The 17253-nt window shown below is 27.2% G+C and carries 15 protein-coding genes; 8 read left to right on the plus strand and 7 right to left on the minus strand.

Annotated elements, in window-relative coordinates; genetic code table 11:
* Position 1: 1 nt before the first annotated feature.
* On the minus strand, positions 2 to 1072 hold the full coding sequence (locus tag CP960_RS00570; protein ID WP_162919099.1) for a Cj0069 family protein: 1071 nt from the start codon (positions 1070 to 1072) through the stop codon (positions 2 to 4).
* An 86-nt stretch (positions 1073 to 1158) separates the two neighbouring features.
* Positions 1159 to 2112 (minus strand): aminodeoxychorismate synthase component I, encoded by a 954-nt coding sequence (locus CP960_RS00575; RefSeq protein WP_191321670.1) that lies wholly within the window; start codon positions 2110 to 2112, stop codon positions 1159 to 1161.
* Positions 2113 to 2252: 140 nt separating this feature from the next.
* Here CP960_RS00575 and CP960_RS00580 point away from each other — a divergent pair, with 140 nt between their 5' ends.
* The 3 genes from CP960_RS00580 to gdhA all read left to right on the plus strand — a co-directional run bounded on the left by CP960_RS00580 (position 2253) and on the right by gdhA (position 6149).
* Positions 2253 to 3446 (plus strand): aspartate aminotransferase family protein, encoded by a 1194-nt coding sequence (locus tag CP960_RS00580; protein WP_101183241.1) that lies wholly within the window; start codon positions 2253 to 2255, stop codon positions 3444 to 3446.
* Positions 3424 to 4605 carry a TolC family protein gene (locus CP960_RS00585; RefSeq protein WP_101183242.1) on the plus strand — a complete coding sequence of 394 codons (1182 nt, stop codon included), beginning with the start codon at positions 3424 to 3426 and terminating at the stop codon, positions 4603 to 4605. Before CP960_RS00580 ends, CP960_RS00585 begins: the two co-directional genes overlap by 23 nt.
* Before the next feature lie 191 nt (positions 4606 to 4796).
* Positions 4797 to 6149: an NADP-specific glutamate dehydrogenase gene (gene gdhA, locus CP960_RS00590; protein WP_101183243.1), complete on the plus strand. Its 1353-nt coding sequence runs from the start codon at positions 4797 to 4799 to the stop codon at positions 6147 to 6149.
* 15 nt (positions 6150 to 6164) lie between these two features.
* Here the strand turns inward: gdhA and pyk are convergent, their stop codons facing one another.
* Positions 6165 to 7610 carry a pyruvate kinase gene (gene pyk, locus CP960_RS00595; protein WP_101183244.1) on the minus strand — a complete coding sequence of 482 codons (1446 nt, stop codon included), beginning with the start codon at positions 7608 to 7610 and terminating at the stop codon, positions 6165 to 6167.
* Between the two features lie 131 nt (positions 7611 to 7741).
* Here pyk and CP960_RS00600 point away from each other — a divergent pair, with 131 nt between their 5' ends.
* Positions 7742 to 8719, plus strand: a complete 978-nt coding sequence (locus CP960_RS00600; RefSeq protein ID WP_228151966.1) for an SAM-dependent methyltransferase — start codon at positions 7742 to 7744, stop codon at positions 8717 to 8719.
* Positions 8720 to 8722: 3 nt separating this feature from the next.
* Here the strand turns inward: CP960_RS00600 and CP960_RS00605 are convergent, their stop codons facing one another.
* On the minus strand, positions 8723 to 9094 hold the full coding sequence (locus CP960_RS00605) for a DUF779 domain-containing protein (RefSeq protein ID WP_101183246.1): 372 nt from the start codon (positions 9092 to 9094) through the stop codon (positions 8723 to 8725).
* A 46-nt stretch (positions 9095 to 9140) separates the two neighbouring features.
* On the minus strand, positions 9141 to 10637 hold the full coding sequence (locus tag CP960_RS00610) for an aldehyde dehydrogenase family protein (RefSeq protein WP_101183247.1): 1497 nt from the start codon (positions 10635 to 10637) through the stop codon (positions 9141 to 9143).
* A gap of 171 nt (positions 10638 to 10808) precedes the next feature.
* Between CP960_RS00610 and CP960_RS00615 the strand changes: the two genes are divergently transcribed.
* The 4 genes from CP960_RS00615 (at position 10809) to CP960_RS00630 (ending at position 13986) form a co-directional block, all read left to right on the plus strand.
* Positions 10809 to 12722: an FIST N-terminal domain-containing protein gene (locus CP960_RS00615; RefSeq protein ID WP_101183248.1), complete on the plus strand. Its 1914-nt coding sequence runs from the start codon at positions 10809 to 10811 to the stop codon at positions 12720 to 12722.
* Positions 12703 to 13362 carry a response regulator transcription factor gene (locus tag CP960_RS00620; RefSeq protein WP_101183249.1) on the plus strand — a complete coding sequence of 220 codons (660 nt, stop codon included), beginning with the start codon at positions 12703 to 12705 and terminating at the stop codon, positions 13360 to 13362. The genes CP960_RS00615 and CP960_RS00620 overlap by 20 nt, the downstream gene beginning before the upstream one ends.
* Positions 13363 to 13442: 80 nt before the next feature.
* On the plus strand, positions 13443 to 13643 hold the full coding sequence (thiS, locus tag CP960_RS00625) for a sulfur carrier protein ThiS (protein WP_101183250.1): 201 nt from the start codon (positions 13443 to 13445) through the stop codon (positions 13641 to 13643).
* Between the two features lie 10 nt (positions 13644 to 13653).
* Positions 13654 to 13986 (plus strand): YraN family protein, encoded by a 333-nt coding sequence (locus CP960_RS00630; RefSeq protein WP_101183251.1) that lies wholly within the window; start codon positions 13654 to 13656, stop codon positions 13984 to 13986.
* Here the strand turns inward: CP960_RS00630 and CP960_RS00635 are convergent.
* Both CP960_RS00635 and CP960_RS00640 read right to left on the minus strand, forming a co-directional pair.
* A complete protein-coding gene (locus CP960_RS00635) occupies positions 13976 to 14644 on the minus strand; it encodes a DUF502 domain-containing protein (RefSeq protein ID WP_101183252.1) in 669 nt (222 codons plus the stop codon). The genes CP960_RS00630 and CP960_RS00635 overlap by 11 nt on opposite strands.
* Positions 14645 to 14705: 61 nt before the next feature.
* Positions 14706 to 17225, minus strand: a complete 2520-nt coding sequence (locus CP960_RS00640; protein WP_101183253.1) for a methyl-accepting chemotaxis protein — start codon at positions 17223 to 17225, stop codon at positions 14706 to 14708.
* Between the last annotated feature and the right edge of the window lie 28 nt (positions 17226 to 17253).

Here is a 17253-nt window from a genome sequence, read left to right on the forward strand (position 1 = left end):
ATTAACTTACTGCTTGTGCCATTAGTTTACTATCTAAATTTTCTAAAATTGTATCTTTTTTAAATACTTTTGCAAGCTCTTTAGCATATTGTAACTGTGTAGTAATACCTACACAAGAGCAATTAACTTCGCTTAATACATAAATATCATTTTGATTTTCATCATAATCTAAAATATAATCCATAGTCCATAAAATAGGGAAATCTTCATTTTGACAATAAGGTTTTAAATCCTTCAAGCCCTTTAAAGTCAAATTTATTACATGTTCCCACTTAGATTCAGTTGCAGATTCATATTTATATTTAGCACCAGAAAAAAGTGTTGCTGAGAACTCTCCTTCTTGTGGCTTTTTATGAACAACACTAATAGGTTTATCTTTTACAAGTAATACTCTAATTTCACCTTCATTTATTCTTTTTAAATACTTACAAGAAACAAACCCTTTTTTGTTTTTAAAATATACTGCATTTTCATCTTCTTGTTCAAACTTCCAAGAAAAATCAATAATAAAATCATCTAAACAATTAAATTTTTCTTTTTCATTGTTTACAGCTTCAGTACAAGTAACTGTTCCATCTTCATTTAAACAAACTAAATAGACTCCCTCCCCTGTTGAACCATAATTAGTTTTTAAAACTCTAATTTTTTCTTTTTTTAAAACTTGGGGAAAATCTCTTTGAAACTCATCATACTTTTGATAAAACTTAGTACTTTTTTCTCCAAGATAACTATCTTTTAATTTAAAAAGAATATCTTTAAAATCAAGATTTATCATAACATCTGGATGAGTATAAACTTCTATATTATGTTTACTTAATTTTGACAAAAATTGAAAATATTCATCAATCTCTTTTAAATTACCTGGATTAATTCTACTAATAACTGCAAATGCATTTTGTTTTAAATATTCAAAGAGTTTATCTTTTTTATTTGGTACATAAAATACAACTTCAGTTTCATAAGATGTAGCTTTTTCTATCTCATGTAAAATAGGTTTTGTATCTGGCCTAAATCCATCAAAACCTTTATCGCTCCCTACTGCATACTCTATTATAAAAACTTTTGTTTTCATATATGTCTCCTGTAACATATTTAATTCTTAAATAAAAATTACAAGGATTTTACAATATAATAGTTACAGAATAATTACAGTTTTTCTTATGAAGGGATATAGATTTTATCTTGAAGTTCTTTATACTCTAAATCTATATTAGAATCACAAGTAATCCCTCCTCCACTTTTATAAAAATAGTTGCTATTCTCTTTTTGAATAAATCTAATCAAAACAAAGCTGTAAAGAGTTTTTTTATCATATATACCAGCTATCCCTGTATAATAGCCTCTATCGTAAGTTTCAACGCTGTTTAAAATTTCAACTGTCTTCTTTTTAGGAGTCCCTGTAATTGAGCCTGCTGGCAGTATTGAAGTTAATATATCTCCAATATTGTTATTCCAATCACTTTTTAACTCTCCACTTATCTTTGAACTTACTTGTAGTAACTGCTTTTCTCCTGCATTTATTTTCTCACAGTATCTAAACTTGTTTACTCTAACTTTTGAGGATACAATAGATAAATCATTTCTAAGTAAATCTACAACCATTGTATGCTCAGCCATCTCTTTTGCATCTGCTAATATCTTAGCTTGTGCATTTAATATTTTTGCATCAATAGTACCTTTCATAGGATATGTATAGATTTTATCTTTTTTTATTTCAATAAACTTTTCAGGAGAAAAACATACAAACTCATCTTTATATTTTAATTTAAATCTTGCTTGGGCTTTTTGAAAAATCTCATCTAAACTTAATTTTGTATTGATTTTTGTTTTAAATGTTAAGTTTAAAAGATATGAATTTCCTTTTTTTATGTGTTCTTGTATTAAGTCAAAAGCTTGTTTATAGCTATTATAATCAACAGGAAATTTTTCTAAATAACTATTCTCAAAACTTTTTATATCACTCTTTTTTGTCAATTTAAAATTAATATAATTAGGTAACTTGTCTAATTTGTGTATTTCACACTTTGATAAATCATAAGATAGCATAAAAAAAAATGGCTCATTAGATGAGCCAAATCTATTTAATTTTTCTTTAATATTCTCTTTTTTCAACATTTTTAACTTTTTTGCAAATTATAACCTAAGGCAATTAAAAATATCTTTTTAAATCCTTATTTTATTTTTTTGTGATTAACATTTTGTTCAATAAAATTGGATATAATCTTTTTTAACGTTATAAAACAGGGAAAGAAATGTCAAAAGAGTTAAAAAATCTTGATAAAGATTATGTGTTAAATACATATTCAAAAAATTATATAAATTTTAAAAAAGGTATTAATGCTACACTATTTGATGAAGAAGGAAAAGATTATATTGATTTTACTTCTGGTATTGGTGTAGTATCAGTGGGACATGGTAATAAGCAAGTAGCAGATGCTATTTATAAACAAGTTAGCAATATTACACACATTTCAAATATATATGCAATAGAACCTCAAGCAAAACTTGCTGAACAAATCTCGAAATTAAGTGGTTTTAATGTTGCTACTTTTTTTGCAAATAGTGGTGCAGAAGCAAATGAAGGCGCTATTAAAATAGCAAGAAAATATGGTGAAAAAAACTTTGAAAAGAAAAGATTTAAAGTTATTACACTTGAACACTCATTTCATGGTAGAACAATTACAACAGTAAAAGCAACAGGTCAAGATAAATTTCATGCACCTTTCTTTGCTCCATATCCAGATGGTTTTTCATATGACAATACTATTGATGATATTTATAATTCAATTGATGATGAAACAGTTGCAGTTATGATTGAGTTAGTACAAGGAGAAGGTGGAGTTCAACCCTTTGATAAAAAAGATATTCAAGAGTTAGCAAAATTTCTAAAAGAGAATAAAATTTTACTAATTGTAGATGAAGTACAAACTGGTATTTATAGAACAGGAGAATTTTTAGCTTCAAACCTTTATGGAATTGAACCAGATATTATCACTTTAGCAAAAGGTCTTGCTGGTGGTGTACCTATTGGAGCTGTTGTTACAAAACATAAAAATATTTTAGAACCAGGTGACCATGGTTCAACTTTTGGTGGGAATTACTTAAGTACAACTGCTGGGCTTGAAGTTGTAAAGATATTAGAAGATTATAAAGTAAGTGGTAAACTTGATGAGGCTATTATATATTTTGAACAAAAACTAAATGATATTTATGAAAAATATCCAAACCTATTTTTACAAAGTGTTGGTTTAGGGCTGATGAGAGGTCTTAGAGTAAAAGATGAACAAACTTTAGCTTCAATAGTTTCTAAAGCTTTCGAAAATGGTGTTTTAGTATTAAAAGCTGGAAAAAATACCTTAAGACTTTTACCTGTTCTTACTATCTCAAAAGAAGAGATTGATGAAGGTTTCAAAAGGTTAGAAGATGCCCTTAAGCAAATCTCTTAAAAAAGGTCTACTTTTATGTAGCCTTTTACCAGTTTTTGTAAATGCAAATGAAAATATTTTATCCCAAGATAGGCTAAAACAGTTTGAACTAAGTGAAAAAAAAGTAATTGAAGATAGTAGTAAATTAAAAAAAGATTGGATTAATCCAATTACTTTATCTCACACAAAAATTGATGGAGAGTACACAGACTCAGAAAAAAGTGTAATTAGAGTTGACCAACCTATTTTTAAAAGTGGTGGAATTTATAAAGCAATTAAATATGCAAATGCAACACAAAAATACTCTAATTTAGATATACAACTACAAAGAAAAAACCTAATTAAAGATGCTTATACATTATTATTTAATATAAATAAAATAGAATTAGAGATAAAAAAAGCTAACTATGTTGTAAAAAATGCACAAATAGATGTAACAAGAAAGAAAGAGCAAGTACTAAATGGCTTTTTAGATACTTCATATTTAGATAATGCAATTTTAGATGCAAATACTGCTAAAAAAAATTTAATAGATTTACAATATCAAAAAAATGAACTTATAAATAATTTTAATAATCTTGCAAGTAAAGATTATAAACTATTTTCCTTACCAACTTTTGAGCTTGTAAGCAAAAAAGAGTTTTTAAATAAAAACCTTGAGTTATCAAAAGCAAAAGCTGATATTCAGACAAAATACGAATTTAAAGGTATGACTTTATCAAAATATCTACCAACAGTAAGTGCTACTTTTGATTATACAAAAAATCATAATTTTTCTCCTAGCACATCAAATGAGAATGATGATACTGTTCACAATGTTGGTATATCTATTTCAATGCCACTTGATGTTAGAACTTTTAATGATATTGAATCAACACAAATTGATTATTTAAAATCAAAACTAGCTTTAAAAAATAAGATTTTAGAAGAACAAAACTATTTTAGAACTAAAATAGCTAAGATTAATACTATTGAAAAAAAGATTGAAATAACAAAGGATGATTATAAACTTTATAGCTCATTGTTAGATACTATTGTTCAAGAAAAAAATGCTGGTTTAAAAACTAAAAGTGATGTTCAAACACTATATAATTCATCTAAAGTAAAAGAGCTTGAATTAGATATATTTAAACTAGAAAAACAGATTGAACTACTTGATATTTACGCAAGAATCCAATAAAAACACAAGAGTTGAGCCTTTCAACTCTTTATAATAATATTACTTCTTTACTCATAATTATTATTAGATAACAATTTTCTAGTAGTTTTATCATAATTAAAACTTATTTAGTTAAAATTAATACCCTACATTAAAGAAAATTTAATTTTAATTACACTTTTTATTTATATTATTAACAAAGAAGGAGATATATGCCATACGTACATGATGTATTTAACTATTTAAAAAGGTCAAGTCCCTCTCAAACTGAGTTTTATCAAGCAGCAGAAGAGGTTTTAGAATCACTTAGACCACTAATTGAAAAAGATTCGAGATATTTAAAACATAAAATTATTGAAAGAATTGTCGAGCCAGAAAGACAAATAATGTTTAGAATTAACTGGGTAGATGACAATGGAGAAATTCAAGTAAATAAAGGTTTTAGAATAGAGTTCAACTCAGCCCTTGGCCCATATAAAGGCGGAATAAGATTCCATCCAAGCGTAAATGCGGGAGTTATTAAGTTTTTAGGTTTTGAACAAATTTTTAAAAATGCTTTAACTGGATTACAAATTGGTGGAGGAAAAGGGGGAAGCGATTTTGACCCTAAAGGAAAATCTGATAATGAAATCATGAGATTTTGTCAAGCTTTTATGAGTGAATTGTATAGACATATTGGACCAAATACTGATGTTCCTGCCGGAGATATAGGAGTTGGAGCAAGAGAAATTGGATATATGTTTGGAATGTATAAAAAATTGACTAATAGATATGAAGGAGTTTTAACTGGAAAATCTCTTCTTTGGGGAGGTTCTTTAGGTAGAACACAAGCTACTGGTTATGGTGCTGTATATTTTGCTAAATATATGCTAGAAGCAAGAGGCGAAAGCTTAGAAAATAAAAGATGTGTAGTTTCTGGTTCCGGAAATGTTGCTATTTATACAATAGAAAAACTATATCACTTAAATGCAATTCCTGTAACTTGTAGTGATTCAAAAGGAATGATTTATGACGAAGAAGGAATTGATTTAGAGCTACTAAAGCAGATTAAAGAAGTTAAAAGAGAAAGATTAACACAATATAAAAAATATAGACCAAATGCTGTTTATACTCCTATTGAAGAGTATGAAGAAGGTACAAATGCAGTTTATAATATCCCATGTTTTGCAGCATTTCCTAGTGCTACACAAAATGAATTAAATCTTCAAGATGCAAAAAATTTATTAGCAAATGGATGTATTTGTGTTAGTGAAGGTGCTAATATGCCATCTACTCCTCAAGCTGTTGACCTTTTCATTGAATCAAAAATTGCGTATGGCCCAGGTAAGGCAGCAAATGCTGGAGGTGTTGCAACTAGCCAATTAGAAATGGCACAAAATGCTTCTATGACAAACTGGAGTTTTGAAGAAGTTGAAACAAAACTTGAAGAGATTATGAAAAATATTTATGAAACAACAAGTCAAACAGCAACTGAATTTGGTGAACCAACAAACTTAGTTTTAGGAGCAAATATTGCTGGATTTAGAAGAGTTGCAGATGCAATGATTGAGCAAGGTTTAGTTTAAAATAAGAAGTAAAAATTACTTCTTATTTGGTAGGTTTAAATAGTACTCTATTTCACTTTGAGTTAAAATTTTTATTGTATTTGTACTTCCTGGAATTCCAACTGGATATCCAACAGTTGCAACATAAGGTCCAGTTTTATCCAATAAACCTTTTGAATCAAGTGTTTTTAACATTTTTTGAAACATTCTTGATGCTTGTGACTCTTTTATTGTATCAATTGAATATATTCCCCAAGCAGCAGTTAAAGAACTTAATACTTTCTTCTTATGAGTAAAAGCATAAATTTTTGTTCTTGGTCTATATCTTGACATTCTAAGTGCTGATTGTCCTGAGCTTGTTAAAGCTAAAATACCTTTAGCATTAATATCATCTGCTAATTTTGTAACAGTTGATTGAATTACATCAAACTCATCTATATAATGCATCTTTGATTGTTTATCAAAAGCATAAATCTCTTCTGTTTTAGCAATAATACTACTCATAGTTTTTACTACATTTCTAGGGTCATCACCTACTGCACTCTCTTCACTTAACATAACTACATCAGTCCCATCTAAAACTGCATTAGCAACATCTGAAATTTCAGCTCTTGTTGCTCTTTCATTATGAGTCATAGATAAAAGCATTTGTGTTGCAGTAATTACAGGTTTACAAGCTAAGTTTGCTTTTTTAATAAGATTTTTTTGAATAGTTGGTACTTCATAATAAGGAACTTCAATTCCTAAGTCTCCCCTTGCAACCATTAATCCATCACTTGCTTCTAAAATCTCATCAATATTTTCTACTGCATCAAATTTTTCAATTTTAGCAATTAATTTACCCTTATAGTTTCCTAATAACTCTCTTGCGTGTTGCATATCTTTTTTATTTTGTACAAAAGAAATAGCAAAATAATCAACTTTATTTTCAACACCCCACTTAATATCTTCTTCATCTTTTTTAGTAATTACATCAATATCAATTACTGTATTTGGGAAGTTTACACCTTTTCTTGAACTTAAAGTACCATGGTTTTCAACTTTTGCTTTAATTTCAATTCCAGTTTCAATTACTTTTGCTCTAATTGTTCCATCGTATAAATAAATATACTCACCCTCTTTTACTTTATCAAGAAGTTCTGGATAGTTAATAGATACTACATAACTTTTATTGCTCTCTTTATACCCTAGAATATCCTCTTTTAAAAAAGTAATTACATCACCTCTGTGTAATTCAAAAGGCTCTTTTATATCTCCAATTCTTACTTTTGGTCCAGAGATGTCTTGTAATATACCTACAGTTGTGTTTAAATTTTTCATAGCAGTTTTTATATTTTTTAAAGTCTGTAAGTGATATGCATGATCTCCATGTGAAAAGTTTAATCTAAACATATTAGCACCAGCTTTTATAAGCCCTTCAATTACCTCAACACTATCACTTGCTGGCCCTAAAGTTGCTAAAATTTTAGTTCTTTTTATCATGGGCTTCTCCTTTAATAATTTATTTTTCTTGGTAGTATTATACCTAAAATCTATTACATTGCAGTAACACTATAATTAATAATCTAACAAAACTTAGATAAAATCATAACATGAAAAAATTTAGTGACTTTATGAACTCATGGCTATATGCAAAAGATGGCTATTATGCAACATATAAACAAATAGGAAAAGAAGGTGATTTTTTCACTTCTGTTTCTACAAGTAGTTTTTTTGGTGGAGCCATTGCAAATAAGATTTTATGCTTAATAAAACAAGAAAAACTCTCAAAAGATGCAACAATTGTAGAGATTGGTGCGCATCATGGATATTTATTAGCTGATATTATTCAGTTTATTTATACTTTTGATGCACAACTTTTAAAAAGTTTAAACTTCGTAATTATTGAAAGATTTGAGAATCTAAAAAAAATACAAAAAAAGTATCTTTATGACTGTTTTGGTGATGAAATTAATTTAACTTTTTATGATGATATAAAAAGTTTTAAAACAAAAGAAGCTTTTGTAGTTGCAAATGAGATATTTGACGCCTTTGCTTGTGAGCTTGTATATACAAAAAATGATAACTTATATCAAGCATTTACTCAAAATAATAAAATTCATTTTGAACCTTGCAAAGATGAAAATCTTATAAAACATTGCAAAAAATATAATATAAAAAAAGGTGAAGTTTGTTTAGAGTATAAAACTTTTATAGATACTCTTTTAAAAAATATACATAAACTTTTCTTTTTAACTTTTGATTATGGAGATAAATATCCTAGAAATGATTTTTCTTGTAGGGTTTATAAAAATCATAAAGTACATGCAATTTTTGAAGATAATTTAGATTTAAACTCTTTATATAAAAATAGTGATATTACTTATGATGTACATTTTAACTACTTAAGTGAACTTTTTAGTAGTTGCAAAAGTATTGATTTTAATACCCAAGCAAATAGACTAATAGAGTTTGAAATCACTAAGCTTTTATCTATTTTAAAAAAACATGTTTCTTATGAAACTTATTTAAAAGAGACTCAAAAAGTAAAAATTTTATTAGAACCAACAGGAATGGGAGATAGATTTAAGTCTTTATTTATATACAAATAAAGACTAATTAATAGGTTTTAGATTTTTATACTCTTCATCAGTGAATATTCTTGATATGGTTAAAAACTGATAACCTAAATCTATTTCTAAAGAAAAAGAGTTACCAAAGGCTGTCTCTTTTTTAACATCAATAGTTATGTGTGAGTGTTTAAAATACTCAAACTGGTCTCTATCCATAAAAAATTCACAACCACAAATCTCTCCAAGTTTTACATTTCTACTTGGAACATAAAAATCATCTTTTGCATAGCACATAGGTGCTGTTCCATCACAACAACCACCACTTTGATTAAATACAAGCTCTCCATGCTCTTTTTTAAGTTTTTCAATAATCTCGCAAGCTTTTGGAGTTACATCAACTCTTTTTACTTCCATGATTTCTCCTTTATTTCATAGGGAAAATCCCTATGAATAATATCTATTAAAAAAATCCCATTGCATTTTTGCTATAAGAAGTTAAGATATTTTTTGTATGTCTATATGAGTTTAACATCATCATATGAGTTTCTCTACCAATACCTGATTTTTTATATCCACCAAATGAAGCATGTGAAGGATACATATGATAGCAATTTACCCATACTCTACCAGCTTCAATTCCTCTACTCATTTTGTGTAATTGGTGTGCATCTCTTGACCAAACACCTGAACCTAAACCATATACTGTATCATTTGCAATTTCTAAAGCTTCATCTTCATCTTTAAATGTAGTTACAGCTAATACTGGCCCAAAAATCTCTTCTTGGAAGATTCTCATTTTATTGTGACCTTTAAAAATTGTTGGTTTAATATAGTTTCCATTAGGGAATGTTTTACTTTTATACTCTTCTCCACCAATTAATAGTTCTGCACCCTCTTCTTTACCAATTTTAATATACTCTAAAATTTTCTCTTTTTGAGAAGTAGAAGCTTGAGCACCCATCATATTACTTGGGTCTAATGGATTATCTTGAGTAATTTTTTCTACTCTTTCAAGAACTCTTTTCATAAAAGGTTCATAAATTGATTCTTGAATTAGTGCTCTTGATGGACAAGTACAAACTTCACCAGAGTTAAACGCAAATAAAACTAGACCTTCAATTGCTTTATCAAAGAATTCATCATCAGCATCCATAATTGATTCAAAGAAAATATTTGGTGATTTTCCACCTAACTCTAAAGTAGAAGGAATAATATTTTCAGTTGCATATTGCATAATTAACTGACCAGTTGTAGTTTCACCAGTAAATCCTACTTTTTTAACATCTGGATGTGTTGATAAAAATTTACCAATTTTTCCACCTGAACCATTAATAATATTTACTGCACCTTTTGGTAATGCATCTTGAATTACTTCCATAAGTAATAAAATTGACATTGGTGTAGCACTAGCTGGTTTCATTACAATACAATTTCCAGCTGCTAATGCAGGTGCTAACTTCCAAGCTGCCATAAGTAAAGGGAAGTTCCAAGGAATAATTTGTGCAACAACTCCATATGGCTCATAAATCTCTTGAGATACTGTATCTTGGTCTAAATCAGATACACTTCCAGATTCACCTCTAATAACAGAAGCAAAATATCTAAAGTGATCAACTACTAAAGGAATATCTGCATTTAGAGTCTCTCTTACTGTTTTACCATTATCTAAAGTCTCTGCAACTGCAAGTTGTTCTAAATTTGCTTCAATTGCATCTGCAACTTTATTTAACATAGTACTTCTTTCAATAACAGAAGTTTTTTTGTATGTTTCAAAAGCTTTTTTTGCAGCACTTACGGCAAGCTCAACATCTTCTTCATTTGATCTTGGAATTTTTGTAAGTACTTCTCCATCAACTGGTGAAACATTATCAAAATACTCACCACTTTTTGGAGCAACCCACTCTCCACCAATAAAATTTTCATATTGTTTTTTAAATGTTGGTTTTGTATATGCCATGTTTATCCTTTATTTTTTTTGTAAAGATTATTCTACAAAAAAAGTATAGCATGAGTTTAGCTTTAAAATAGCAAGAAAATAGCGTTTTGCAAATACCTAGTTTAGGGGTTTTTAAGAGTACAGTTCAAAATAATTTATTAAAACTTTCTTTTTTTATGCTAAAATCTCTACATGAAAACATACAATTACAGTATTGATAATCAAAATGACATCAATAAAATAGAGTTCCAAAAGTTTAAAAATCATAAAAATATCTTAGTACAAATTTTTTGTGGAGATTATAAACTTCAAGAGTATTCAAACACTATAATAAAAAAACTACCACAAGCAAAATGTATTGGAGCTACAACAGATGGTGAAATTATTGAGAATCAAGTAACTACAAACAGTAGTGTTATTTCTATATCTATTTTTGAAAACACAAATTTACAAACAGCTTATTGTACAAATAAAGACTCTTTTAAAAATGGTCAAGAGTTAGCACAAGAGCTTATTACAAAAAATACAAAACTTCTTATTATCTTTACAGATGGAACAGTTACAAATGCAGAAGAGTTTTTAAAAGGGGTTGAATCAATAAATAGTAAGGTAATAATTTGTGGAGGAATGGCAGGAGATAATAGTGAGTTTATTCAAACATATATCTCTTGTAATAATAAAGTTTTAAAAAGAGGTTCTGTTGCAGTTGCTTTAAATTCAAATATTTTAAAAGTATATAATGATTATAGATTTAATTGGTCTACTATTGGAGTTGGACACACTATAAATAAAGTAAAAGGGAATAGAGTTTATAGTATATCTGGTATGAAACCCACAGATTTTTATGCAAAATATTTAGGGGAAGAAGTAGCAAAAGAGTTACCAACTACGGGTATTGAGTTTCCATTAATTATCGAAAATGGTTCAATAAAAACAGCAAGAGCAGTTTTAAAAAAACATAAAGATAAAACACTTAGCTTTTCAGGTAATTTTAATGAAGGTGATGTTGTAAAATTAGGTTTTGGTAATGCAGAAATGATTATGCAAAATCCAATAAATGAACTAAAAAATCTATTAGAAGAGTTTAAACCACAAAGTTTTTTTCTTTACTCTTGTATGGCAAGAAGAAGATTTATGCCAAGTTTTATTAATGTTGAAATAGAGCCCTTTTCAAATATTACTTCAACAAGTGGTTTTTTTACATATGCTGAGTTTTTTCACAATAAAGGACATAATGAACTACTAAACCAAACTTTAACTATTGTTGCTTTAAGTGAAGACTTAAGTAAAGAAAAAATACAAATCAAACAACTACATAATAAAAGTAATAATAAAGATGCAAGAACAATAAAAGCATTAGCTCACTTAATTGAACAATCATCTCAAGATTATGATATACAAACAAAAAAACTTCATAAGCAAAAAGCTTACTCAAATAGCATTCTTGCTTCTCAAAAACAGTTTTTAAGACATACAGTACATGAAACAAGTACTCCTTTATCTGTAATTATGAGTAATATAGAGTTATATGAGATGATTCATGGAAAAAATGAGTATATTTCAAATATTGAAGTTGCAATGAAAAATATCTCTTCAATTCATGATGACCTTAGTTTTTTAATAAAAAAAGACCAATTAGTGTATAATAAGATTCAAATTGATTTAGTTGATTATGTAAGAAGTAGAATTGACTTTTTCTCTCAAGTTGCATTACAAGTAAAATCTAATTTTATTTTCTTTGCAAATGAAGAAAGAATGCCCATATTTTTTAGTGAATCAAAACTTCAAAGAATTGTAGATAATAACCTAACAAATGCAATCAAATATACCTTTGAAAATGAAAATATCTATGTTGATTTAAAAAGAAAAAAAAGTGATTATATATTAAGTATATCTAGTCATTCATGTGTAATTCAAGACCCAAAAAAGATTTTTGAAGAGTATTATAGAGAAGAAAAGACTCAAAAAGGTTTTGGATTAGGTTTAAATTTAGTAAAAAGAGTTTGTGAAGAAGAGAATATTCAAATTGATGTAGTTTCTGATAAAAACAATACTTGTTTTACTTATACTTTTAAAGGAGAAGCAAGTGAAAATCTTACTACTTGAAGATGATGTAATGCTAAATAATGCAATAAAACAGTATTTAGAATCTGTTGGTCATGTAGTAGTTTCAACAAGAGATGGAAGAGAGTGCCTTGAAATAGTAGAGAAAAAAAAGTTTGATTTACTTATTTTAGATATAAATGTTCCAAATATTGATGGTCTTACAATTCTTGAGGTATTGCATAAAAAGAAAAAAGCAATTCCAACTATATACATATCTGCTTTAATAGATATAGAAGATATTTCAAAAGCTTTTAACATAGGATGCAATGACTATTTAAAAAAGCCATTTCACTTAAAAGAGTTACACTTAAGAATTAATAGACTTTTACAAAATAAAGTTATCCCTTTACAACACAAAAGATTATCAAACTATTATAGTTTTGATTTAGAAACAATGACTTTATACTTTAATAATGAGCCTCATATACTTCCTAAAAGGCAACTACTTATAATTGCATTACTTGCAAAAAATAGAAGTTTAGTTGTAAACTATGATATGTTTAGAACTTATGCTTATGAAGATGAAGATGTAGATATAGCTACAATTAGAGCAGAAGTAAATAGAGTAAAAAAAGTTTTAAAAGAGGACTTTATTATTAATGTTAGAGGTATTGGATATATGGTAGAAAGACCAAATTAGAAAATATTTTAGGATTTTTTTTTGAGTAATAATAAAGATTAATTAGCTAGAATTTCACATAAATCATAAAAAGGTTTAAAATGACACTTACAATTAATGGAGAAACAAAACAGTTTAATCAAGGTATTACTCTACAAGAGATAATTAAATCTTTACAAATTGAAGAGAAAGTTATGGCAGCTGCTGTTAATATGGAAATTGTAAAAAAAGATGATTGGGATAGATATACTCCAAATGACAAAGATAAACTAGAACTTTTACAGTTTGTTGGTGGTGGATAAAGAGTAAGTTTTGAGTAAAAACAAAGGTAATCTTGCAGAAAATAAAGCTTGTGAATACTTAATTTCACAAGGCTTTAAAATTGTTGATAAAAACTTCTATGCTAAAAAACTAGGAGAGATTGATATAATTGCAACAAAAAACAGTACTTATCACTTTTGTGAAGTCAAATCTGCAGATAACTATGAAACTGCTGTAAATAATATAACAAAAAGTAAAATTTCAAAACTCATAAGAAGTATTCAATACTATTTACAAATAAAAAACCTAAATACTTCTTACTCATTAGATGCAATTATTGTTGTAAATGAGCGAATAACTCATCTTGAAAATATTACTTTGTAAGATACTCTTCTAAAGAAGGAAACTGCTCAATATTCTTTGGTTCTACATTAATAATTTCGGCTAAAGATTTAACTCCCATTGATAAAAGATATTGTAAATTTGTATCAAAACTAGCTTCTTCAATAACATAAATTTTATCTTTTGGAACTTCAAACATATATCCACCATTAGGGATTGGAGTCATTGATAAAGTTACAGTATAATGATTTTTTATAATACTTTCTTTAGTTGAATACATTAAACCTATATTATACCCTTGAGTAGTAAAACCCTTAATAAGAACCACTAAAACTTTTTTCTCTCCAGATTTTGAAGTATTAAAAATATTTATAAGCTCTTTAATTGTTTTATATCCAGGTATTTTTGAATAAACTCTTTGTATAAAGTCCCCAAGTCTAGTTTCAACAAAAGTTCCTATTAAATAAGCTACAAAACCTAATAATACTACACCTATAATTGTCCATATAAAAGGATGATGTTCAGGATTTAAACCAAAAAGTTTAAACATACTTCCTGTTAAAGCATTAATATTTTCATAAATCCAAATAACAAGTAAAGTTATAGCAACAATTGGAGCAAGCCAGAAAAGACCTTTTATAATTACTGTAAAAATATGGTCTTTTCCATGGCCTAAATATTTTTTAACTCTATCTAACATAAAACGTCCTACTTATTTTTGTTAGATTATAACGAAAAATATTTAACTAAAGGTATAAAATTTAATGTTTACCTTTAAACTCTTTTTCTTTTGTGTCTTCAACTATTTTTGATGCAACCTTATCAGTTTTTGTTGCTATTTCTTGTGTTTGAGTTGCAATTGAAGCATTTTTTTGTGTTTGTTGATCTAATTGAGTTACTGCATCGTTTATCTGTTCTATTCCACTTTGTTGCTCTTTTGAAGCTGCACTTACTTCACTTATTAACTCAATTGTTCCATTAATATTTTCATTTAATGATTTATACCCGTCAATCATCTCACTTGCAATTTGTTTACCTTCATTAGCCTTTAATGTTGCATTTTCTACTATATTTTTTATCTCTTTTGCTGCTTGGGCACTTCTACTAGCAAGATTTCTAACTTCTTGTGCAACTACTGCAAATCCTCTTCCAGCTTCACCAGCTGTTGCTGCTTCTACTGCTGCATTTAAACTTAAAATATTTGTTTGAAATGCTATTTGGTCAATCACAGTAATTGCTTGAGCAATTGATTGTGTTTGCTCATTAATTTCATCCATTGACTTAGTAGTATTAAAAGCCATCTCTTGACCAAGATTTACTGATTTTGTAAGTTCTTTTGCATTATTACTCATTTTTTCAACATTATTTGAGTTATTTATTACTGTACTTGTTATCTCTTCTAAAGCTGCTGCAGTTTCTTCTAAACTTGCTGCTGCTTCATTTGCACTTGTACTTAATACATCAACATTTGACAACAATAAATTAGAGCTATCTTTTAAACTAACTCCACTATCTTGGTTTTGAATAAGCATACTAGTTATTGAGTTTCCTAAATTATTTATTCCATCAATTAATTGTGATAATTCACCTTTTAACTCTTTCTTATCAACACTATTTAAATAGTTATAATTTGAATATTCATTCAATATACTTAAGATATTTTTGAAATTTCCTTCTAAATTATCAAGCATACTATTTATAAGATTTTTCAACTCATTTAAACCTTGGTTATTAGAATCAAGTTTAATTCTACTTGTTAATACACCAGAATTTACCGTATTAATTACACTACTTGCATCACTTATTAGTGCTTTTTCTTCTTCTAATCCCACTTTTACTTTTTTAATATTGTTATTAACCTCTTTTGCCATTAATCCTATTTCGTCATTTGAAGAGATTTTTAACTCTTCTATATCATTTGCTTCTTTATTTAAATATTTAAAGAATCCTAAAAGTGATACTTGAAAGCTTTTTAAAGGTTTTATTATTATTTTGTTAATAAAAAATAGAATCACTGCTGATACTAAAATAATTATAACAATAGAGATAATTGTAATTAGATTTCTTAAATTATATGCTGGATTTAAAGCTTCTGATTTATCAATCTCTGCAATAATTGCCCATGATGTAGTTGAAAAAATATCAATTTTACTAGATATACTTAAAACTTCAATATCTCTATAATCTTCAATTATACTTTTAAATGTTTCATCTTTATTTACACTATTTAAAGCATTTTTAGTTGAATTAGTTTTTATTTGCCAAACTCCTATTGTTGAACCTAATTCTTGAACTATTTTATCATCAATTGATTTTGTAAATCTAGAGTTATTTCTCATTTTATAATCACTACCAAGTAAATAAACTTCTCCACTTTCTCCTAAACCCGCATCTTTATATTTACCTTCTAATGCCATTATACTATTTATTCTATCTACTGGCATTTGAAAAATAAGCACACCTTTTTTCTCATTTTCTATAAAAATTGGTGTTGCAATAAACGAAGCTGCTGCATTATAACTTGGTTCATACGGTGCAAAGTCCTCAAAAGCAAGTTCATCTTTATTTAAATTTAATGCTTTTTTATATACTTTTGCTATTCCTGTATTACTATAAACTCCTGTTTTTAAATTTGTTGCAAAGTCTTTTTCTTTAAAGTCTGTATATATTAAGTTTCCATTTAAATCTACCATAAAAATATCATATAATCCAAACTCATTTAAAAATTTATCAAAACTTTCATGATACTTTTTATGAGCATTCATATAAGAAGAGGCATATTTATTATTAAAAACTAAACCATTTTTATTCCCAAGAGATTTCTTATTATCAGTAATAAATATATATTGTGCAATTAAAGCACTATTTAAAACAGGTAGATAATTATTAATATCTTTTCTTATTTCTGCATTAGGAACATTATAGTTTACAGAGTTTAAGTAGTTTCTTTGAAAATCATCTTTAAGCTCTTTTTTTATTTGTTCTATATTAAGATTAACTTCTTCTTCTAATTTATAAAAACCTTTTTCAAACTCTAAAAAAGACTCTTTTGTAGTATTTGAGTTTGCAAGTGATACTAAAAGGGATTTTAATGAAGAGAAATAATCTTTTATCTCTTTTTTCTTTACAGTTTTTAGTGTCATTAATTTATTAAATTCTGCATTTAATAAAGCTTGAGTTGATTTATTAACTGAAATAACTGTAATTAATGTACCTAAAAAAATCAATGCAATGATTGTGGCAATTGTCAATTTTACTTTTATATTTTGATTCTTAAACATTTTTAATCCTTTCTCAAAAACTATTTAA

Origin of the sequence: Malaciobacter halophilus (genome assembly GCF_002837275.1) — a bacterium.
In the GTDB taxonomy this organism is placed as follows: Bacteria; Campylobacterota; Campylobacteria; order Campylobacterales; family Arcobacteraceae; genus Malaciobacter; species Malaciobacter halophilus.